Source organism: Candidatus Hydrogenedentota bacterium, from assembly GCA_012730045.1.
GTDB lineage: Bacteria > Hydrogenedentota > Hydrogenedentia > Hydrogenedentales > CAITNO01 > JAAYBR01.
The window spans coordinates 1-19,303 of record JAAYBR010000063.1 but is presented as its reverse complement, the minus strand read 5'-3'; the positions used below and the strand labels follow the sequence as shown (position 1 = coordinate 19,303).

At 68.8% G+C, this 19,303-nt stretch carries 16 protein-coding genes; 1 reads left to right on the top strand and 15 read right to left on the bottom strand.

Annotated elements, in window-relative coordinates:
* Positions 1-1,584: 1,584 nt before the first annotated feature.
* Together GXY15_06725 and GXY15_06720 are read right to left on the bottom strand one after the other, a co-directional pair.
* On the bottom strand, positions 1,585-2,787 hold the full coding sequence (locus GXY15_06725; protein ID NLV40907.1) for an N-acetylglucosamine-6-phosphate deacetylase: 1,203 nt from the start codon (positions 2,785-2,787) through the stop codon (positions 1,585-1,587).
* A 3-nt stretch (positions 2,788-2,790) separates the two neighbouring features.
* Positions 2,791-6,147, bottom strand: a complete 3,357-nt coding sequence (locus tag GXY15_06720; GenBank protein ID NLV40906.1) for a hypothetical protein — start codon at positions 6,145-6,147, stop codon at positions 2,791-2,793.
* Positions 6,148-6,347: 200 nt separating this feature from the next.
* Here GXY15_06720 and GXY15_06715 point away from each other — a divergent pair, with 200 nt between their 5' ends.
* Positions 6,348-7,622: a hypothetical protein gene (locus GXY15_06715; protein NLV40905.1), complete on the top strand. Its 1,275-nt coding sequence runs from the start codon at positions 6,348-6,350 to the stop codon at positions 7,620-7,622.
* 244 nt (positions 7,623-7,866) lie between these two features.
* Here the strand turns inward: GXY15_06715 and rpsI are convergent, their stop codons facing one another.
* From rpsI to xth, 13 genes are all read right to left on the bottom strand, one after another.
* The gene (gene rpsI, locus GXY15_06710) at positions 7,867-8,268 is read right to left on the bottom strand and encodes a 30S ribosomal protein S9 (GenBank protein ID NLV40904.1); all 402 of its coding nucleotides are present in this window, start codon (positions 8,266-8,268) and stop codon (positions 7,867-7,869) included.
* A 29-nt stretch (positions 8,269-8,297) separates the two neighbouring features.
* Positions 8,298-8,894: a 50S ribosomal protein L13 gene (gene rplM / locus GXY15_06705; protein ID NLV40903.1), complete on the bottom strand. Its 597-nt coding sequence runs from the start codon at positions 8,892-8,894 to the stop codon at positions 8,298-8,300.
* A 16-nt stretch (positions 8,895-8,910) separates the two neighbouring features.
* Positions 8,911-9,675, bottom strand: coding sequence for a glycosyltransferase family 2 protein (locus GXY15_06700; protein ID NLV40902.1), 765 nt, complete (start codon positions 9,673-9,675; stop codon positions 8,911-8,913).
* Positions 9,663-10,784 (bottom strand): glycosyltransferase, encoded by a 1,122-nt coding sequence (locus GXY15_06695; GenBank protein NLV40901.1) that lies wholly within the window; start codon positions 10,782-10,784, stop codon positions 9,663-9,665. The genes GXY15_06700 and GXY15_06695 overlap by 13 nt, the downstream gene beginning before the upstream one ends.
* A 76-nt stretch (positions 10,785-10,860) precedes the next feature.
* Positions 10,861-12,024 (bottom strand): glycosyltransferase family 4 protein, encoded by a 1,164-nt coding sequence (locus tag GXY15_06690; GenBank protein NLV40900.1) that lies wholly within the window; start codon positions 12,022-12,024, stop codon positions 10,861-10,863.
* Positions 12,025-12,069: 45 nt separating this feature from the next.
* Positions 12,070-12,291: a hypothetical protein gene (locus tag GXY15_06685; GenBank protein ID NLV40899.1), complete on the bottom strand. Its 222-nt coding sequence runs from the start codon at positions 12,289-12,291 to the stop codon at positions 12,070-12,072.
* 181 nt (positions 12,292-12,472) lie between these two features.
* Entirely contained in the window at positions 12,473-12,808 is a 336-nt protein-coding gene (locus tag GXY15_06680; GenBank protein ID NLV40898.1) for a hypothetical protein, read from the bottom strand.
* Positions 12,809-12,886: 78 nt separating this feature from the next.
* Positions 12,887-13,327, bottom strand: coding sequence for a hypothetical protein (locus tag GXY15_06675; GenBank protein NLV40897.1), 441 nt, complete (start codon positions 13,325-13,327; stop codon positions 12,887-12,889).
* A gap of 1,284 nt (positions 13,328-14,611) precedes the next feature.
* Entirely contained in the window at positions 14,612-15,382 is a 771-nt protein-coding gene (locus GXY15_06670) for a prolipoprotein diacylglyceryl transferase (protein NLV40896.1), read from the bottom strand.
* On the bottom strand, positions 15,382-15,996 hold the full coding sequence (locus GXY15_06665; GenBank protein NLV40895.1) for an isoprenylcysteine carboxylmethyltransferase family protein: 615 nt from the start codon (positions 15,994-15,996) through the stop codon (positions 15,382-15,384). The genes GXY15_06670 and GXY15_06665 overlap by 1 nt, the downstream gene beginning before the upstream one ends.
* Positions 15,983-17,320: a radical SAM protein gene (locus tag GXY15_06660; protein NLV40894.1), complete on the bottom strand. Its 1,338-nt coding sequence runs from the start codon at positions 17,318-17,320 to the stop codon at positions 15,983-15,985. The genes GXY15_06665 and GXY15_06660 overlap by 14 nt, the downstream gene beginning before the upstream one ends.
* A gap of 390 nt (positions 17,321-17,710) precedes the next feature.
* On the bottom strand, positions 17,711-18,292 hold the full coding sequence (locus GXY15_06655) for an ATP:cob(I)alamin adenosyltransferase (GenBank protein ID NLV40893.1): 582 nt from the start codon (positions 18,290-18,292) through the stop codon (positions 17,711-17,713).
* 10 nt (positions 18,293-18,302) lie between these two features.
* Positions 18,303-19,064 carry an exodeoxyribonuclease III gene (xth, locus tag GXY15_06650; GenBank protein ID NLV40892.1) on the bottom strand — a complete coding sequence of 254 codons (762 nt, stop codon included), beginning with the start codon at positions 19,062-19,064 and terminating at the stop codon, positions 18,303-18,305.
* Between the last annotated feature and the right edge of the window lie 239 nt (positions 19,065-19,303).

The following is a 19,303-nucleotide window of genomic DNA, read 5'->3' as shown; positions in this document are numbered from 1 at the left end:
GCCGATCTGGACACCGTTGTACTCCGTCTCGGGCTGGAGGCCCGCCAGGGAGAGCAGTATCTGCGCCGTGTTGATGTTGCTCACGGCGATGGCCGCGTAGACGCCGGGGAAGCTGTCCGCGCCGAGGCCGGAGACGCCCAGGACGATCTCGTCGCCGAGCATGGACATGAGCTGCTTCACATAGGTGCCCGCCTGCGCGAGGCGCGGGTCGGCCTTCGCCGCGGACTGGTAGGTTTCCGTGAGATGCCTCTTGAACTCGTCGTTCAGGCCGAGGGTCAGGAAGGCGTAGGTGTCGTCCGGGAGCATGGTGGTGATGCGCAGCGGCTTGCCGGAGCCCAGCATGTCCACCAGGCCGGGGTGCGTCGCCATGTCCACCCGGGACCGCATCTCCAGGCCCTTCGCGTCGGCGGTCATGGTCATGAGGACCGGATCCTCCACGCCCTCGGCGGGAAACATCTTCTTAAGCTGCTCAAGCTGCGAGGCGATTATCGGGCCCGTGATGGGATCCTGGGTCGCGGTGCTGGAAGCGAGCAACTTCTCCGCGACGCCCACGAGGTCGCGCGCGTAGATCATCATGACCATCTCGGTGGCGCTGCGGGCGGGGCAGGCCGGGGTGCCGTAGCGGAACTCGGCCGGGGCGGCAAGGCGGGCGGCGGACTGCTTGACCATCTCGGCGGAGTTTCCGAGAACGAGAACGGCATCCGTGGTGAAATAGGCGCCCATGCCCTCGTGCAGCCTGACCTCGACGGCGCCGACGGTCTCGGTGGTGTCCGGGGTGCCCAGCGCGTCGGAGAGCAGCGACAGGGCCTGCTCCTTGTTGCCCAGGGGCAGCACGGCGACAAACTCCAGATCCTCGGGGTTGAGCTCGGGGGCGGGCATCTCGCCGCCCTCCTTGGCCGCCTTCTCCGCCTCAAGAAGCGTTTCGCCCAGCACTTCGGCGGCCTTCTTCGTGTTCAGGAAAACCGCGGACGCCTTCGAGGGGTCCAGGCCCATTTCGGAGAAGGTGGCCAGCGCGGTGTCGCCGGAGGGGATGCCCAGCTCGTCGGCCTTCTCCACGATAAACCGGTCCAGCTCCTCCTGGACGGACAGGTCGTCCTTGAAGGCGAGCTGCACAACGGGGACAATCTTCTCCTGGAGCACGGAGAACGGCGGAATGCCCACGGCCATCTGGCTGCCCTCGGGCATCAGCTTCAGGGCTTCCAGCGTGACCGGCACCGCACCCGCGGCGTCCTTCGTGGACGACTCGATCACCGTGGGCTCCTTCGGCGCCTCCGGCTCCTTCTCCACCGGCTCGGTGGACTTGCTCAGCGACTCCGCAATCTCCCGCTGCTGGCGCTTGATGTTCTGGTCGTAGACCACGAAGGCGCCGGCGCCGAGGCCGATCAGGACGAGGACCGCTATCAGGATTTTCGTTCGCGCGGGCATGGCTCTGGGTTCTCCTATTCTTGTTGTCTGTGTTGGACCGCGCGGACGGCGCTGTTGTTTCGCCACCGAAACAAAGGAACCGCCCCGAGGCACCTGAACCGGCACAATAATAAGCCCGCGGCGCGCAAAGTGCAAGTCTTGCGGGCCGCCGGGGCGCCCTCAGCGCGGCGCGGTCACGGTCCTTCCCCGCAGAAAGACGGCGCGCAGGAAGGTCTCCGGGGTCGGCGCCTTCCCGGCCATCCCCGGGTCAACCAGCAGGAAATGCGCGGGACGCCCCGGCGCGGGCCGCCATGGGGGACACCGCAGGCCGAGGACGGCCGCGGGCGCGGCGGACGCGCAGGCCAGCGCGGCGGGCAGCGGAATACGGGTGCGGCGGACGGCCCGCATCACCCCCTCCAGCAGCATCAGCCCGCTCCCGGCAAGGTAATCGGTGCCCTTCAGGGCCACCTTGCCGTCCCGCCGCTTCTCCACCGGCTGGCCGAAGAGGGCGTAGTCCCCCGCAGGCATGCCGGCCAGATTCACGGCGTCGGACACCAGCAGGGTCCCGCGCCGGCCTCTCACGCGGAAGACCACCTCCAGCACATGGGGCGGCAGGTGGAACAGGTCCGGAATGAGCGAAACCGCCAGACGCGGGTCCGCCAGCTGGGCCCAGAGCGGGTTGTCATGCCGGGGAATCATCGCCGGGAGCCCGTTGCCCAGATGGGTGCAGAGGGTCGCCCCGGCGTCCGCCGCCGCAAAGACCTCCGCGGGCGCGGCAAGATGATGTCCCAGCGAGGCCACCACCCCCTCCGAAACCAGAAGGCGGATGAGCCGCGCCGCCCCGGGCCGTTCGGGGGCCAGGGTCACGCAGCGCACGCTCCCCTCCCCTGCCCGCAGCAGGCGCCGCATGTCCGCCGGGGAGGGCGGCCGGACATGCGCCGCAGGATGGGCGCCCCGCGCGCCGTCTTCCGGCGAAATGAACGGCCCCTCCAGATGAATGCCCCCGATCCGCGCGCCGTCCTCCGGGGTCTGGAAAGCCGCCGCCTGGGCGATCACCCGGCACCGGTGTTCCATGGCCTCCAGGGGGGCGGTGACCAGTGTGGGCAGCCAGCACCCCACCCCGTTGCGGGCAAGGCGGCGGGAAATCTCCAGCACATCCGCGGGCCGCAGGGCCTCGTCCTGGAGGTCCAGGCCGAAGGCGCCGTTCACCTGCCCGTCCACCAGGGGCGGGCAGAATACGCACTCCGGGCCGCCCGCGTCCGCCCCGGACCCGGGCCGCGCCGCCCGCACCGCCGCCACCCTGCCGGTGGCGGTGTCCACCTCCACGATGACCGGAGTTTCCGATCCCGCAATCCGTCCCAAAATCCGGCAAACCGTCGTCATTTTCTACTCCCCGTGTTGCGGACCGACCACAACGCTGTGCGGCTGCGTCGGCGCGGCGGCCGGCCAGACCAGGCTTCCCCCGTCCGCCGTGCGCGCCTCCAGATAGTATTCCACGTCCTCCTCCCCCAGCTCCGCCGCGGGAATCTCCCCCTCGAACACGCCGCGCGCGCGGCGGGGGATGTCGCGCACCCTCCAGTCGCCCCGCCCCAGGGGCCGCCAGTACACGGAAACCGCCTGCGCTGGCCGCGCGGCCAGCGTCAGCGCCTTGACGCGCACGGGGTCCGCAGCCGCGCGGCATGCAGGCGCGGCGAGGGGGAAGAGACGGTCGGGCCCGTTCCATTCCGTGGAGGGATGGGCCTCCGGCGGCAGGGGGCCCCCGAGCAGCGCCGCCAGTTTCTCCCCCGGCTCCAGCAGAATCTTCGGCAGGGACTGGCACTCGAAGTTGGCGATGGTGCCCAGTTCACCCGGCGTGGAGGCGGTCATGAGGAGCCGGGTCATGGCCCGCTCCACCGCCCGCGCCAGGGCGATCCGTGCGGGAAGCGCGGTTTCGCGCGCCCGGGCGCGGCGCGCCGCCTCGTCGGACAGGGCGGCGGCGGCCTCCATCTCGCGGTTGAACGCGCCCCAGGCGCAGTTCATGCGGGCCGCCTCGCGCAGGAACTCCAGCGAACTGCGCCAGTAGACGAAGCGGTCCATCGGCCCGGCCCCGGTCACGCGGGCCCCCAGCCGCGCGAAGGCATCCACGAACGCGTAGTCGTGGGCCACCATTTCCCAGGGGCGCGGGTCGGGGAAAAAGGTGCCCGGACCGGTCACCCAGGTGGCGGGTCGGGGCGTGCAGCCGTCGAGGCGGGCAAAGAGGGCCGCCGCCTCGCGGGCGATTCCAGGACCAAACTCGGCGGCCGCCCAGCCCGCGTAGAAGTCCGTCGTGGCGGGGTCTTCGGAGACCAGGGGCGCGTCCGCGGAAAAGGTGCCCCAGGCCCCGCCGCCGCAGTTGACCCGCACGGTCCCCGCCTCGCCCTCCACGGAAATCCCGGAAAGGGAGGGCCAGTCTTTCTCGCGCAGCAGGGAGACCACCACAGCGCCGCCCTCCGGCCGGATGTCCCCGAACGAAAGGTCCAGCGCGCGGTTCATCCCGCCCGCCGCCTGAAGAATGTCCAAATCCTCCACCACCTTCAGCCCCTGCAGGGCCACATCAAACACCCGGCCACCGGGCTCGTTGAAGACGGTCTCGCAGAAATGCAGCGTGACGGTGTATTCCCCTGCGGGGACCGGCAGAACATACTGGGCGGCGTCCACCCGGGCCGTCTGGTAGACCGGGTCATTGTCCGTGCCCTCAATGTCCGCGCGGGTGTAAAGGGTGTTCACCGGAAACCCCGCGGCGGGGTTGCGCAGCCGGTGGGCCCCCTCCGGCGCGGGGGCGGCCGGCCAGTCCTGATCCCAGGCGGCGCGGGCCAGGGCGTCCACCGTCGGGGCGGTCACGCGGGTGCGCCAATGGATGCCCAGCAAACCGTCGCACCCGCGTTCCAGCGCCGCCCGCGCGTCGCGGCGCATGCGGCCCGCCCAGAACTGCGGGATGGTCATGGCGGGGTCGTCCTCAATCCACGGAATGGCCCACTTGCCCCGCCCGGTGATCCTCGAAAATCCCTCGTCCACGGGCTCGAAGCCCAGGTCGCGGTTGATGCAGCTCATGGCGAAGTCCCCGGGGAGCTTCGCGTCGAGCCAGGCGCGGTCGAACTGCGGCCCGAGCACCCACCCGCAAGTGGCGAGGCCGAAGGGCTTCCCCAGCCGCTCCCACGCGGTGTGCGCCGCCGCCAGGTCCGCCGCCGTCCGTTCCGCCGCCTCGGGCGTGGTGCCGCTCCACGTCCAGTCCTCCGGGGTCCAGAACCAGTAGTAGTCCAGCGGATGGGTGCGCAGGATGCGCGTGAACACGCCCTCATACACCCGCGCGGCGAAGGCGGGGTCCACGGCGACATCCTGGTCCGCCGCGTAGTCCCGCCAGGCATCCCCGCCGCAGTTGACCTTGAGCAGCGTGCCCGGCCCCTCCACGATGATGCCCGCGACGGCGGGAAGCTCCACCACTTTTCCGAAGACCACGTCGAGCGAGCCGTCCGTCACCTCCACGGCGTCGAACACGGCGTCAAACGCCCGGTTCTTTCCCACACGCGCGAAAATGTCCAGTTTCTCAATGACCTTGTTTCCCTCCAGGGACACGTCGAACACCCGCGCGCCCGGGGTGTCATAGGCGACCTCGCAGAACTTGAGGGTCACCCGGTGCGTCCCCGAGGGAACCCGAAAGTGGTAGGAGTCCAGGTTGTACCGGACCGTCTGGTACACCGGGTCCTCCTCCGTGTCCGCGATGGGGCTGCCGTAGCGCGCCACCGAACCGCCGCGCGCGTGGATGACGGCCTCCGGGTTGACGGCCTCCGCCAGAAGATACGGCGGAATCCGCAGGGGCGTCTCCGTGCCCACGCAGGTCTTCACCCCGAGGGCGCGCGCCAGGGTGAACGCGTCGCGCAGCACGGCCCCCGTCCGGTGAAACACCTCGTTCTTCTCCTCCTCCGTGGCGGGCGCCGGCATCAGGTCGCGCAGGTAGTCCGCGCCGTAAAGGTCGTCCTCGAAAAGCATGCCCGCGCCGCAGCAGAAGGAGGAGGTGGCCCGGCTGCGGAAACCCCAGCCGGAATCGCGCCCCGTGTTGAGGTACTGTGTCGCGTAGGACCGGCGCGGGCGGCCATCCTCCCCGGCGTCCTCCGGCGTCCCCACCCAGACCGTCGGCTCGGCCAGCGGATAGGTGTGCAGGGCGACGAAGTTCATGCCCAGCTTCGGGAGCTGGGCGACGGTGGCCAGCCAGCTTTCCCGGCTCCACCAGTCGGGTCCCTCGGCAAAATCGTGGAAAGGCTGGATGCCCCGGAGATGGAAAAGCGGCTTGCCCGTCTCGTCCAGCATCGGGATGGCGAACGGCGTCTTCTCATCCGGCAGCACGTCGCCGTGAAGGTGGAAACGGACGCCCAGCCGCCCGGCAAACCGGTACACGCCGTAGAGCAGGCCCGTCTCGTCGCCGCCGGAAATGAGCAGCCGGCGCCACCGCCCCTCCTTCACCGTGAGCAGACGGTACTCCTGGGGACCCAGCCCGACATCGTCGGTGGACAGCACCAGCGCGTGCCCGCGCGGCTTGTCCGTGATGGGAAGCAGCTCGCCGGAGCAAGCGTGCACGTAGCGGCGGAGTTCCCGGGCGGCGTACGCGGTGAGCGGGGAGGCGTCTTCGGGACAGACAATGGCTGCGGTGGCCGCCCACGCCGCCCCTGCCGGCATCAAAACAGCGCAAAGCGCCGCCACGCAGAATCCTGTTCGCAGTGCCTTGGCCATGTGTGCAGCCCTCTCGTCTTGACCTGTGCGCGCCCCCCTGACTGGAAGGGGGCGGGCCCTCCGCTTACTATACGAAATACACCCCCCGGTCGGCATACTGTGCCCGTGGCCCGTGTTTATGGAACCGGACGGGGCCGGGAGAAACCCTAAACGGACAAGTCCGGTCAGACGGTACGGCACTTAACACTGGGAGACCCCGCATGTTGTCAAGAGTCTTTCTCGCCGTGGTCCTGCTGGCAGGCGCCGGCGCCGCCCAGGAATTCAAGGCCGGGGTCGCGGTGCGCGACATCACCCCGCCGCAGCCGGTGCCCATGTGGGGCTACGGCGCGCGCCACGATTACCTCTCCACCGGCGCCATGATGCCCCTCCACGCGAAGGTGCTCGTGCTGGACGGCGGCAACGGAAAGGTGGCCCTGGTCGGGCTGGACCTCGGTCGCGGCCCCACCTATGCCATGATGGAGCGGATCGAACAGCGGGTGCGCGCGGAGGCCGGGGTCACCTGCGTCCTCGCCGTGGGCTGCCACACCCACCATGGCCCGGCCATTGAGCTGCTCGACCAGCCCGGCCTCGGCCAGGGCAAGTTTGACGCGGCGGTGGCCTACGCAAAACAGCTTCCGGAAACCCTCGCCGACGCCATCGTGGAGGCGGCAAACGGCGCGGTGTCGGCGGCCATCGGCGTCGCCGTGGAGGAGACCGACCTCAACCGCAACCGGCACAGCAAGAAGGAGCCCAAGGTGCGGGATCCCCGCCTGTCGGTGATCCGGGTGGATGACCTGAACGGCAAGACGCTGGCCGTGCTGGCCAATCTGTCCGCCCATCCCGTGCTGGAGAACATCATGGACCGCCGATTCAGCGCGGACTGGGTGGGGCACCTGCAGCAGGGGGTCGAGGAGCAGCTGGGGACCATGTGCATGTTCATGCAGGGCGCCTCCGGTGACATGTCCCCCAACACCAACGCCGAGCGGAAAGGCCCCGGCGGCTTCGGGAAGGCCGTGGCGGCGAAGGTGGCCGGGATGGCCAAGGCCATCCAGCCCGCCGTGCCCGCGACGCCCGGTGTCAGTTGCCTGCACCGCAGTTTCTCCGGGCCGTCCCGTCTGGACTTCAAAAACCCCATCGTGGTGGGCACCCTCAGCCAGGCGTTCTTTCCCGAGATGATGGCCATGCTGGTGGAGGTGCCGGACAACACGGTGACCGCGAAACTGACGAGCGTGCTGGTGAACGGCGATCTGGCCTTTGCCGGTGTCTCCGGCGAACTGTTCTCCGACCTGTCCAACCAGATCAAGGCCCAGTCCCCTGCGGCAAACACCCTGGTGTTCGGCTACTGCAACGGCCACTGCATGTACATCCCCACCGAGTCCGCCGTGGGCGAGGGCGGCTACGGCGCCGACCCGACGGTGGCCTGGGTGCCCGTGGGCACCGGGGAAAAGATCGCCGCCCAGGCCGTCGCCGACCTCAGGGAACTGGCGGGGAAGTAGCACAACGCGGCGGTGACAAAGACAGGGCAGGCGGGACGCCTGCGGTACGGGGGAGATATCCTTTCTGCGTACCGCAGGCGCCCGCCTCCCCTGTCTTTTGGAGCGCTGTCCTGCGGAGAGAACGCGGGCTCAGGGTCCGTGTTTTCGGGTGCGCGCCAATGCCCTGCAACGAAGAAGCCCCCGCCTCCATATAAGGAAGCGGGGGCGTTTTCTCTGGGGAAACCGGCCCGTGCCGGAATTCGGCCTAGCGCTTGGAGAACTGGAACCGCTTGCGCGCGCCGGGCTGGCCGGGCTTCTTGCGCTCCACCTCGCGCGCGTCGCGGGTCATCAGGCCCGCCGTCCGCAGCGCGGGGCGCAGGTTCTCGTCGTTCTCGGCGATGGCGCGGGCGACGCCCAGACGCAGGGCACCGGCCTGGCCGGCCAGCCCGCCGCCGTCGCACCGGGCGCGGATGTCGAAGCTGTCCTTGAGGCCGAGCAGCTCCAGCGGCTGCGTGGCGACCTGCACCAGGGTCTCGCGGGCGAGATACTCGGCTACGGGATGCCCGTTCACCGTGTACTTGCCAGTGCCGGGAATGAGACGCACGCGCGCCGTGGCCCGTTTGCGCCGTCCAACCGTCACGATCTCGTTTGTTTTCGGGTCAATCACGTGTCAATTCTCCTGCGCGGCAGTCGCCGTTAGAATTCGTAGGGTTCGGGGTTTTGCGCGGTGTGCGGATGGTCCGCGCCGACGCAGAGGCGGAAGTGGGTGGCGAGGCTGCGGCCGAGGCTGTTGTGGGGCAGCATGCCGCGGATCGCGATGTCCAGCGTGGACGTCGGGTCTTTCAGCATGAGGTCGGACATCCGCGTCTGCTTCAGCCCGCCCTTGTAGCCCGAATGACGGTAGTAGACCTTGTCCGTCATTTTCGTGCCGGTCACGACCATCTTGTCCACGTTCACCACCAGCACGTAGTCGCCGCACTCAAGGAACGGCGTGAACTCCGGCTTGTGCTTTCCGCGCAGCACTTTCGCCACTTCCGCGGCGATGCGGCCCATGGACTTGCCTTCGGCGTCCATGACCAGCCATTTCCGCGTAACTTCCCCCTGCTTGGGGATGTAGGTTTTCACGAGGCAATCCTCCAGAAACTCTGTTGCCTGATTTTTCGGGGTCAAAAAACACACAATACACGATTTGTAACGGGACCGAAATGATACCAAACGAAGGCGGGGGGAATCAACCTTTTTTCCGGCGGAGCAGAACCTGGTCCGCAGATTGCGCAGAGGGCGCAGAATCATCCGCCCTCGTTCGGCCTTACCCGTCTCCGCCGCCCCCACGCTGGAGGTTCCACAGCTTGGCGTACTTGGTAAACACGGAAAAGGCGGAGAGCCCGCACAGCACGAGGCCGTGGTAGCCGTCGAGGAAGCCGAGCCGGAAGACGTACATCTTCAGAAAACGGTGCAGGGGGCGCAGGGTGAGGTCCACCGCCGTGGCGCGTTTCCCCCGGTCGTGGGCGTCGCGGGCGCCCCAGGTGGTGAAGCGCTGGAAGGTGGTGAAATACTCCTCAAAGGTGCGGTAGGTGTCGTGGTACATGACCTCGGTGATCCGGCCGGTGGGGCCGTCCACAACGACCCGGGAATGGACGCGCTTGTCGAGGTAGCGGCCTTTGGCGGTGCGGAAGAGGCGCAGGTTGTAGTCCTTGTGCCAGCCGCAGTGCCGGATGAGCTTCCCCAGAAAATAGGAGTGGCGGAGGATGTCGTAGCCGTCGAGGGCGGCGGGGTCCTGGATGATTTGACGGATCCGCCCGGCCAGGGCGTCGGAGACCCACTCGTCGGCGTCAAGGACCAGGGTCCACTCGGTGGTGATCTGGGGCAGCGCCCAATTGCGCTGGGCAGCCGCGTTTTCGTAGGGGTGCGTCACAACATGGGCCGTGTGCGCCCGGGCAACCCCGTCGGACCCGTCGGTGGTGGCGGGGTCCACGACGCAGAAGAGGTCGTCGGCCCAGGCCACGCTCTCCAGGCAGCGTTTCAGGCGGTCGCCCGCGTTGGGCACCAGGGTCAGCACGGTCAGGTCGCCCATGGCAGGTCCCCCTCTTCCGGTCCGGCGCCGTCCAGCAGCCGGGTGTACACCGCCAGGGTGCCCTCGATCATCTTTTCGGCGGAGAAGGCGGTTTCGGCCAGCTCGCGGCCCATTTTTGCCATGATTCCGGCATCTTCGGGCCGCCGCAGACACTCGGCCACCGCGTTTGCCAGAGCCTCCGGGTCGCCCACGGGCACCAGCCACCCCGTCCGGTGGGGAATAACCATCTCGTCCGCGCCGCCCGCCCGGGTCGCCACCACGGGGGTGCCGGAGGCGAGGGCCTCCAGGATGGACGTGCCCAGCCCCTCGGAGGTGCTGGAGGAGACGTAGACGTCCCCGGCGCGGATGATGCGCGGGGCGTCGGGCCGGTGGCCCAGAAACCGGACACGGTCCGCGAGGCCCAGTTCGGCGGCCAGACGCTCCAGATCGGCGCGGAGCTTGCCGCCCCCCGCGATGACCAGCCAGGCACCGGGGAACTCCCCGGAAACGCGCGCAAACGCGCGCAGAAGGCTTGCGTGGTCCTTGTGGTCCACCAGCGCGCCCGCCGACACGAGCAGGGGAACGCCGTCGGGCACGCCCATCTCGCCGCGCGGCAGGGGCTCCACGGCCACCCGCGCGGCGTCCACGGCGCTGTGGACCACCTCGATCTGGCGCGGCGGCGCGCCCCAGTCGCGCAGAACGCGGGCAACGCAGCGGGACACGCAGAGGAAGCGGTCCGGCTGCGCGTACTTCCACCGGTTCAGGAAATGGCCGGCCGGGGGGAAACTGACCCGCCGGGACACCACCAGCCGCGCCGGGGCCTTGAAGACGCCCCTGGCGAGGGCGGCGATGCCGTGGGCGTGGCTGGTGTGGGCGTGGATGAGGTCAATGCCGTGGTCGCGGACAAACCGGGCGATGCGGCGCGCGCTGGGCAGGTCCCACTCGCCGCGCAGCGGCAGGGGCAGGCGTCCGGCGACGTCGCCGTGGGCGGGGCTGTTCACAAACTCCCCGTCGGGACGCCCGGCCACCCAGACCTCGTGGCCCCGCGCGCCGAGGCCGCGCACCAGCCAGGAGGCCTGCTGCTCACCGCCCCGCCAGCCCTTCTGCTCGTCCAGGTGGAGAATCTTCACGAAACGGGTATTCCTTGGTTGCCGCCGGACAGGCGCGTCCCGTCCGCGGGCCGGGCGATTATACGACAGCGCCCCCTCAGCGGGGAAGGCGGGCCCTGCCCTGGCGGTGGATGCCCAGGGCCCGGCGGTACGCCTGCTCGGTGCGCCGGGCGAAGACCTCCAGGGTGAACTCGGCCAGCACGCGCTTGCGGCCCGACCGGCCCATGCGCCCCCGCGACTCCGGGGATTCGATCAGGCGGCGCAGGGCCGCCGCGAGGGGGTCCACCGTGCCCGCGCGGACCACCAGCCCCTCCACGCCGTCGGAAACGATCTCCTTGAGCCCGCCGTAGTCCGAGGCGACCACGGGAATCTCGCTGGCCATCAGCTCCTTCAGGCTGAACGACGAGGTGTCGCAGTCCACGGACGGCTGCACGCCGATGTCCACCGCGCGCACGCATTCGGCCATGTCATCGCGGTATCCGGCGAACAGCACGCGGTCGGCGATGCCCAGACGCCCCGCCAGATCGCGCAGATGCCCCTCCAGCTCGCCCTGGCCCAGCACCAGCACCCGGAGCTCCGGGCAGGCGTTCTTGAGCTGGGCCACGGCGCGGAACAGGTATTCATGCCCCTTGGCCTTCACCAGCCGCGCCACGATCCCCAGCACGACATGCGTGTCGTCGTAGCCGAATGCCGCCCGCACCCGCGCGCGGGAGGCCGGATCCGGCCGGAACACCTCCGCGTCGGCCCCGTTGTGGATGGTGCACAGGTGGGCGGGGTCGAAGGTGCGCTGGCGCGACAGCCCGAGGCGGACCATCTCGCACACGACAATTTCATAGTCCGTCCAGTGGCGGTTGAGGATGCGGTTGGGCAGGTTCTCGGCCACCCGGTAGGTGTTGTGGCGCGTGCGCACCACGCAGACGGGCCGCCCCAGCAGGCGGTCGGCCACGCCAAAGGTCCAATGGTCCTGCGACCCGTTCACATGGAGGATGTCCGGGCGCGCCCCGCGGATGAACCGGACCGCCTGGCGCAGGTCGTTGACCCAGGACATGGGCCGGACGCCTCCCCGGAACTGGAAAACCGGCAGGACCGCGCAGTCGGCGGCCCGGGCGGCCTCCTCCAGCACGCTCCCCGGACGGCACGCAAGGGTGACCATGTGGCCGAAGCGGGTCAGCTCGCGGGCGAGGCTGGAGACGTAGCGCACCTGCCCCCCGCCCTGGAGATGGGGGTCGGCCAGCAGCACATGCAGGCGTTCTGCGTCCATGAGATTGCGGATGTGTCCTCTATCCCCTCACCCCGGGGAACGTGGTCATGCCTGTTCGGGGGCCGCCTGGGGCGGTTCACCGTCCACCCCCTCCGCCTGCGCCGCGGCGTCCCCGGCGGGTTCCGGCGCCGGCGGCGCCTCCCTGGCCAGCAGGTCCAGCACACTGGTGTTCGCCTGCTCCAGCTTGTCCAGCGCCGCCGACAGCTCGTCCTCGATGGACGCGAAGTCCTCCGAACGGTTCAAAACCACCTTGTCTTTTCTCGCCATTGCCCTGCTCCACAGATGCCCAAAACAGCCGGGTGCGGATGATACCACGAAGCGGCGCGCCCCGTCCAAGACATCGTCCGCCCCGGGCTCACGCGAAAACACAGAATTCACCGCCCGTAGGGGCGCCGCTTGCCGCGCCCTCTTCTTCTGGTGCATTGCCCTCACCCTGCGGAGAATCCGATCACAGGGAAAACAGAAAGGGCAGTAAACGGCATGTCCCGAAGAATAGAAACGCAATGGGAAGGAAGGACATGAGCCCCGAGAAATAATACCGGCGCTCGTTCTTGAACGCGCGCACGCAGAGGCGGACCCAGAAGAGAAAGACCAGCAGCGCCCCGGCGGCGCACGCCGCCGCCCCGGCCCGCATCGTGCCGGCGTTGGGCGGTTCGGGTGCCGGCGTGCCCGCCCAAAGCAACAGGAAAAGTGCGGTGCCCAGCAGTGCGCAGAGCGCCAAAAGCACCCCAATGTCCACCGCGCACCCCTTCAGAAACTCGCGGACCGGCCGCTCTTCATTCATGCGGGGGTCTCCTCTCCAGTGACAGTCCTCTCCTTCCTCTCCTTCCCAAGACATATCTCAAGGTGCACTCGGGCCGTCTCACCATTCCGCCTCGCGAAGAAGCACGGTGCATGCGCCAAAAAGGAGCAAGACCGCCGACACTGCAGACAACATGCCCAGGCCGACATAAGGGCGGCGCGTGCGGAACGCCCGAATGATTCGATAGAGCCAGTAACACAGGGGGAACACGATCAGCACCAAGCCAAGCAGAACACGTCTGATGGAAAGAAACGTACCGAAGTGCACAAATTCACTGGAGAATGTAACAGCCGCCAGGAATGCCAACACGCCCACCGGCACCAGGATCACAACGCTCACGAAAACCCCCATCGAAAAGTCGGTGCCGGGGGCGTGCTCCATCCCGCCGGGCACCGCCGGTCCGGCCTCCCCGCCGTTCTCCGCCAGGAGGTCGTTCACGGAGCGGTATGCCCCCAGGGCGGCATTCCCTGCGGGTTCTTTCGCTCCTCTCTTGTCCGTCATAAGCCTTCCTCCCGTTTCATCCGCCAGACAGGGCCATGCTGCACATTCCAAAGAAGACCAGAAACGCGGGGATGGCCGCGACCAGTCCGACGCTCCGGAGGGGCTGCCCACGGCGATATGCCCGGGCAATGCAAAAAAGCCAGTACGCCGCCAGAAACACTCCGACTCCCAGAAGGGGGGCATAGGGGGCCCACGAGGAGGGGTCCATGTTGTGGATATGGAACGCCTTCGCAAAGAACAGGAGGAAAAGCGTCGCGGGCACCAGCAGGATCATTCCCTCCAGCACCCCCCTGATAAAACTTGTTACGGCCGCCTCATTCTGGAGCGGAGGGCGAGGCGAAATACTGCCGGCGTCCGGCGGCCGGGGCGCTTCCCCGCGCGGTTCCCGTTCCTCGTCCGTCATGTCCGGTCCCCTTGGGGTTGGTTTGACGCTTGTAGGCCCCTGTCGTGTCCTGCGGACACGGGGACGTCCTTTCCGGGCGCCCTCCTGATCATAGCAGACCATTCCGCGGGCGTTGCTGCAGACGCAACCGCGTCCTCCCCAGCGGAATACCCCCGCGAAACGTCTTCGGAGGTGTCAGAAACAGGACGAGGTTCCCGCTGCGGTGGGATTCCTGCGCGAGGGGGGCGAACAATGGGCCTGCCCACCATGTTGGTGCATGCTCCGAAAAAGAGAAGCAGGACAGGAAGCAGCGCAACCATTCCCAGACCCAGGTACGGACGATGACGGCGGAATGCCCGGACTATTTCGTACGCCCAGACCATCATCAGGAGGAGACTTGCGGCGCCGTACACTGCGGTCATCACGTAGTCCAGCGGGGAAACCCTGTCCGCGCTCATTGCCACCACCCCATAGCTTCCCAAAACGGCGAAACCACTCAGGATGCATCCGGGGATCAGAAGCGCGACCCCAGCAATGATGCCCACCAGGAACTCACGCACGGGCATTTGGTCACCCCGGTGAAGCTCCCGGGGTGCTTCCTCGTGCGGTTCCCGTTCCTCGTCCGTCATGTCCGGTCCCCTTTAATCCAGCATGTTCCCGCAACGATTATGGGCCCGGCGGGGTGAGCGCCCCCGCCTGCGCCCAAGATTGCCTTGATCATAGCACACGGTTTCCGGCGCGGCGCGCACGGTGGCGGGGCAGCCGAAGTTTTTGCGCACACCCGAAGACAGGGCCGGCGGGACACCGGCGCCACGCAATGACGACCCATGAGCCTTTTCCGTAGCGCCGGCGTCCCGCCGGCCTTGTCTTCGGGTGCCCGCCACGGTTTTGCCGTGCCCTGCTCAGGGTGCCGCATTCTCCTCCCCGGGGGGCGCGCGGAACAGGCGCTCGCGCAGGGCGAGGAGCAGGAGCCCCGCGAGGCATATCCATTGGAAGACGGTGAGGCCCCAGGCGATGTCTCGGGGGCGCAGGAACTCCTCCGCGAAGCGGAAAACGAAATACGCGGCGAGGAAGCCGGTCATGAGCGCGCCGGGCCGCGCCGTTTCCAGCCGCCGCTGCATGAACAGGAACGCGGCGAGGCAGAAAAGGATCTCGTAGACCTGCGTGGGGTGGCGGGGCACGCCGTCGCCGAAGTCCACGCCCCAGGGGAGCGCCGTGGGGCGGCCATGGCAGCAACCGGAGAGCAGGCAGCCGACGCGCCCGACAGCCATCCCGAGGGCCACGGCGGGGGCGAGCACGTTGCCGAAGCGCGCGCGGAGGCCGAGGCGGCGCTTGACCCACCACACCGCGAGCATGCCGCCGACAAAGCCGCCCGCGATGGTGCGCCCGACCAGCAGGTGCTCCAGCCGCCACTCGGTCGGCGGCACGAGGGCCACGGTCAGCGCCCAGACGGGGATCTTGGCCCCGAAAACGCCGCCAAAGACCGCCGCCAGCACCACGGGGAAGACCTGCCCGGTCCGCGCGCCCGTGCGCGCGGCGTTGCGGCGGTAGACGGCAATGCCCGCGGCGAAGGCGAGCAGCATGAACACGGCGTAGGTGGAGACGGGCACCGGCCCGAACGGGATCACGGGGCAGAGCCCCCAGCCCTCCGGTTGGATATGGCTGATCTCCATCAGCGGTCCCCGGCGCGGAAAAGGGCGGACGGGCGGGGGAAGAAGCGCGGCGTGCGCGCGCGGTAGGCGGCGTAGGCGTCACCGAAACGCCCCTCCAGCGCCCTCTCCTCCAGCGCGGCGCGGTAGGTCATGGCGGGCAGGAAGATGAGCAGCGTCTCCAGGGCGGCCAGCCAGTTCAGATACGCGGCGGACGCGCCGAGGAACATCCAGATGAGGGAGGCGTACAGGGGATGGCGCACGAAGCGGTAGGGGCCGTCCTGCACGATGAAATGGTCGTCGTACACGCGCACATGGTCCGACCAGTTGCCCCGGAGATGGATGCGGCCCCAGAGGTTGTAGAGCAGGCCCCCGAGCATGACGGCCAGCCCGGCGACGCGCAGGGCGTAGACCGCCCCATGCGGCGGCGCGGCCACGGCCCCCGCGCCGAAGCGGATGGTGAGCACCAGCGCGGTTCCGAACACGGCCATGCTGAACGTGGCCACCACGCTACGCCGCTCGCGGAACTGCCGGGCGCCGCGGGCGGCGAGGAAGTTCGCGAGCACGGCGAGGAACATGCCCGCCACGCAGACCGAGGCCACGAAGTCCGCCAGCAGGGTGAAGTCAGGCCGGGGCATGGCCCGCCCCCCGGTGGATCGTGTTGAACGCGGAGAAGGGGATCTTCCGCCCGTCTGGCTGGACCACATGGGTGCATTCCCGGCAGGCCCGGTCGAGGTCGAAGTTGCCGGCGTCGAGGAAGCTGATGACCGTCACATGGAAGAAGCGCTCCTGCACCAGCCGGGACCGCGCATCCCGGTCCATCTCCAGCAGGTTGGCGGGCAGGCGTCCGGCCACCTCCTCCAGCAGCGCCGCGCCGCGGCACGCGCACATCTCCGCGGCCAGCGTGTGCAGGTCCTCGATGGACGTGGTCATGGGGTTGCCCGGGATGACCCCGGCGAGGGCGGGCGGCAGGGGCCGCCACGCGCCGTCCACCCGCTCCAGATAGGCCAGCGACGCCAGCCCGCAGGAAAGCGGAAGGAAGTCCTCCGCCGTCAGCAGTTCCGGCGCCTGCCGCTCCAGGGCGCGCACGGTCTGGGTCTGGGTGACGCGCTCCGCGCCGGGCCGCGCGTCGTTGCGCCCGAAGCGGGCCTCGCACTGGAGGTTGAGCCCGCGCACGGCGGGGTGGTCCAGCGCGAAGCGGAGCAGGCCGCCCAGCCCCTCCATATTCACCCCGTTCCGCAGCGTGGCCACCAGGGTGACGGGGATCCCGTGCTCCGCGAGCCGGTTCAGCGCCGCCAGTTTCTGCGCCAGCAGGGGCCGGCCGCGCAGGGCCGTGTGGGCCGCGTCGTCCAGCCCGTCAAACTGGAGATGCACCTCGAACCCAAGGCCGACGGACTTCAGGTCCGCGCAGGAAAGCCGCCCGTCCGCGATGGCCAGCCCGTTCGTGTTCAGCATGACGTACTTGAAGGGGCGCGCCTTCGCCGCGTGAAGGATGTCCAGGAGTTGGGGGTGGCAGGCCGGCTCGCCGCCGCTGATCTGCACAATGTCCGGCTTGCCGTTCGCCGCGCGCACGCAGGCGTCCAGCATGGACTCGATTTCGCCCAGCGGGCGGTGCGCCCCGCCGCCGCCGCTGTCGGCGAAGCACACGGGACAGCCCAGGTCGCACGCCGTGGTCACCTCGATAAGGGCGACGCAGCTCTTCTGCCGGTGATCCGGGCAGAGGCCGCAGTCCAGCGGGCACCCGCGTCTCGGCGCCGTCTGGGCGGTCTCGGGCGGGCGGTTCGGACGGCGCGCGGTCTCCCACCGCTTGTAGAGTTCCGCGTCATGCTCCACCACACTGGCGAGTTCCCCGCACTCCGGGCAGCGCAGGTGGAACACCAGCGCGCCCGCCTCCTCAACGATCTCGGCGGGGACCGCCGCGCGGCACGCCGCACACCAGCCCTTTGTGGCTCTTGGATACATGCCGTCCTCCCGGTTCGCACGGCGCGCCTTCTTGGCGCGCCGCCTGACAGCATACCCGCGCGCCCCCCGGCGGGACAACCGCCGCGGGGGTCCCTGATCGCCGGATGAGGCGAGGGACGGGGTCATGTGCGCTATGTGAACGCGCAGGGGAATTCGTGCTGTTGTGAAAGGGATGTTCCTCACCCACCGGGTGAGACGGTGATGCCGAAAAAAAGAGGGCGCGGCAAGCGGCGCCATGGCGCGAACTAAGAGGGCGCAGCAAGCGGTGCCCCTACAGGCCCATGCCCCGGGCGCACGCGAAAACACCGGAAAATCCTCCTGTAGGGGCGCCGCTTGCCGCGCCCTGGAGCGGACGCATGGGTCGTCGCTTATCCGGCGATCAGGGGCCTGTCAGAGGAGCAAAACGGCGTAGTCCACGGGGAGGTGGGTGTCGCCGTCGAGGCGGCGGGCGAGCATGAAGAGGTAGTCGCTGAGGCGGTTCACGAAGCGGAGGAGGTGGTCGGCGGGGAACTCGGGCACGGCGCGCTTGAGCGTGACCAGCCGGCGCTCGAAGGCGCGGACGGTGGTGGCGGCGAGGTCGGCCCGGGCGGCGGCGCGGTTGGTTGCGGAGACGATGAAGGATTTGGGCAGGGGCGTGAGGGCCTCCACCCGGGCCTGCTCCTCCTCGAGGTGGGCGAGGTGCTTCGGGCCGATCTCGCCCTGCCGCCATTTGGGGTGCTTTTTCAGCGGGTCGCTGACCTCGGCGCCGATGATGAAGCAGGCGTGCAGCAGCCACCAGAGGAAGGCGGCCTCGGGCTCGTGCGCGGCGCCGCCGCTCTCCAGAATCTCCAGCCGCAAGAGCGCCAGCTCGGCGCGCAGGCTGTCCAGCGCGCCGGTCGCCTCCACGATGGGGTCGTCCTTGGGCACGCGGTCGCCCGCGAGAATCCGCGTGCTGCCGTCATCGCCGGTCTTCGTGGTGACCTGGGAACGCATGGCGTCCTCCCTATTCAATTTCTACCCCCACGGGGCAGTGGTCGGACCCGGTGACGGTGTCGTCAATCCAGGCGGCCTTCACCCGGGGCAGGAACCCGTTGTTCACACAGTGGTAGTCAATGCGCCAGCCGATGTTGCGCGCGCGCGCCGCCATGCGGTAGGACCACCAGGAGTACTGTACCTTGTCCGGGTGGAGGCTGCGGAAGGTGTCGGCGAAGCCCGCGTCCAGGAAGCGCCCCATGGCCTCGCGCTCCTCGATGTAGTAGCCCGCGTTGTTCTCGTTCTCCTTGGGCCGGGCCAGGTCCATCTCCCGGTGGGCGATGTTGAAGTCACCGCAGAGGAGCACGTTGCGCTTCTTTTTCACCAGTCCGGCGGCGAACTTGGTGACGGCGTCACACCAGTCCAGCTTGTAGGGGAGCCGGGCGCGCTCGGACTGGCTGTTGGGCCAGTAGCCGTTGAGGATCGTGAACTCCGGGAACTCAATCACCTGCATGCGGCCCTCGGCGTCAAACGCAGGGGCGCCCAGGGTGGTCACGCTGACGGGCTCGCGCAGGGTGAAGAGGGCCGTGCCGCTGTACCCCTTCTTCTGCGCGGGGTTCCAGTGGGTGCGGTAGCCGAAGGCGGTCTTCACCGAGTCGTCCAGCTCCTCCGGGAGCACGCGCGATTCCTGGATGCACAGGATGTCCGGCCGCGCCGCCTCCAGCCAGCCCAGGAACCCGTTCTTCAGCGCGGCCCGCAGGCCGTTCACATTCCAGGAGATGATTTTGGTCATACGTGGGGGAAACTCCTTTGTCCGGACAACAGGATACCCGCGCGGCGGACGGGGTGCAACCGGAACGCGCCGCGCCGGTCGGGGCGTTGGCGGGCACGAGATGGCTTTGCTTCGCTGCTAAGAAAGTACCGCCTCTGTGGCGGGTCAGGCGGGGATGGGAGTTATGGGAAGTATGGGAGGGTGGAAACCATTCTCTCTTCATTATCGGTGTTCATCGGTGTTCATCGGTGGTTGCTCTT

What these genes read in the sequence shown, in the direction of transcription:
- GXY15_06725 (NLV40907.1), bottom strand. Translation starts at nt 2,787, where the DNA reads ATGACGACGGTTTGCCGGATTTTGGGACGGATTGCGGGATCGGAAACT.
- GXY15_06720 (NLV40906.1), bottom strand. Translation starts at nt 6,147, where the DNA reads ATGGCCAAGGCACTGCGAACAGGATTCTGCGTGGCGGCGCTTTGCGCT.
- GXY15_06715 (NLV40905.1), top strand. Translation starts at nt 6,348, where the DNA reads ATGTTGTCAAGAGTCTTTCTCGCCGTGGTCCTGCTGGCAGGCGCCGGC.
- rplM (NLV40903.1), bottom strand. Translation starts at nt 8,894, where the DNA reads ATGATTCTGCGCCCTCTGCGCAATCTGCGGACCAGGTTCTGCTCCGCC.
- GXY15_06700 (NLV40902.1), bottom strand. Translation starts at nt 9,675, where the DNA reads ATGGGCGACCTGACCGTGCTGACCCTGGTGCCCAACGCGGGCGACCGC.
- GXY15_06690 (NLV40900.1), bottom strand. Translation starts at nt 12,024, where the DNA reads ATGGACGCAGAACGCCTGCATGTGCTGCTGGCCGACCCCCATCTCCAG.
- GXY15_06685 (NLV40899.1), bottom strand. Translation starts at nt 12,291, where the DNA reads ATGGCGAGAAAAGACAAGGTGGTTTTGAACCGTTCGGAGGACTTCGCG.
- GXY15_06680 (NLV40898.1), bottom strand. Translation starts at nt 12,808, where the DNA reads ATGAATGAAGAGCGGCCGGTCCGCGAGTTTCTGAAGGGGTGCGCGGTG.
- GXY15_06675 (NLV40897.1), bottom strand. Translation starts at nt 13,327, where the DNA reads ATGACGGACAAGAGAGGAGCGAAAGAACCCGCAGGGAATGCCGCCCTG.
- GXY15_06670 (NLV40896.1), bottom strand. Translation starts at nt 15,382, where the DNA reads ATGGAGATCAGCCATATCCAACCGGAGGGCTGGGGGCTCTGCCCCGTG.
- GXY15_06665 (NLV40895.1), bottom strand. Translation starts at nt 15,996, where the DNA reads ATGCCCCGGCCTGACTTCACCCTGCTGGCGGACTTCGTGGCCTCGGTC.
- GXY15_06660 (NLV40894.1), bottom strand. Translation starts at nt 17,320, where the DNA reads ATGTATCCAAGAGCCACAAAGGGCTGGTGTGCGGCGTGCCGCGCGGCG.
- GXY15_06655 (NLV40893.1), bottom strand. Translation starts at nt 18,292, where the DNA reads ATGCGTTCCCAGGTCACCACGAAGACCGGCGATGACGGCAGCACGCGG.
- xth (NLV40892.1), bottom strand. Translation starts at nt 19,064, where the DNA reads ATGACCAAAATCATCTCCTGGAATGTGAACGGCCTGCGGGCCGCGCTG.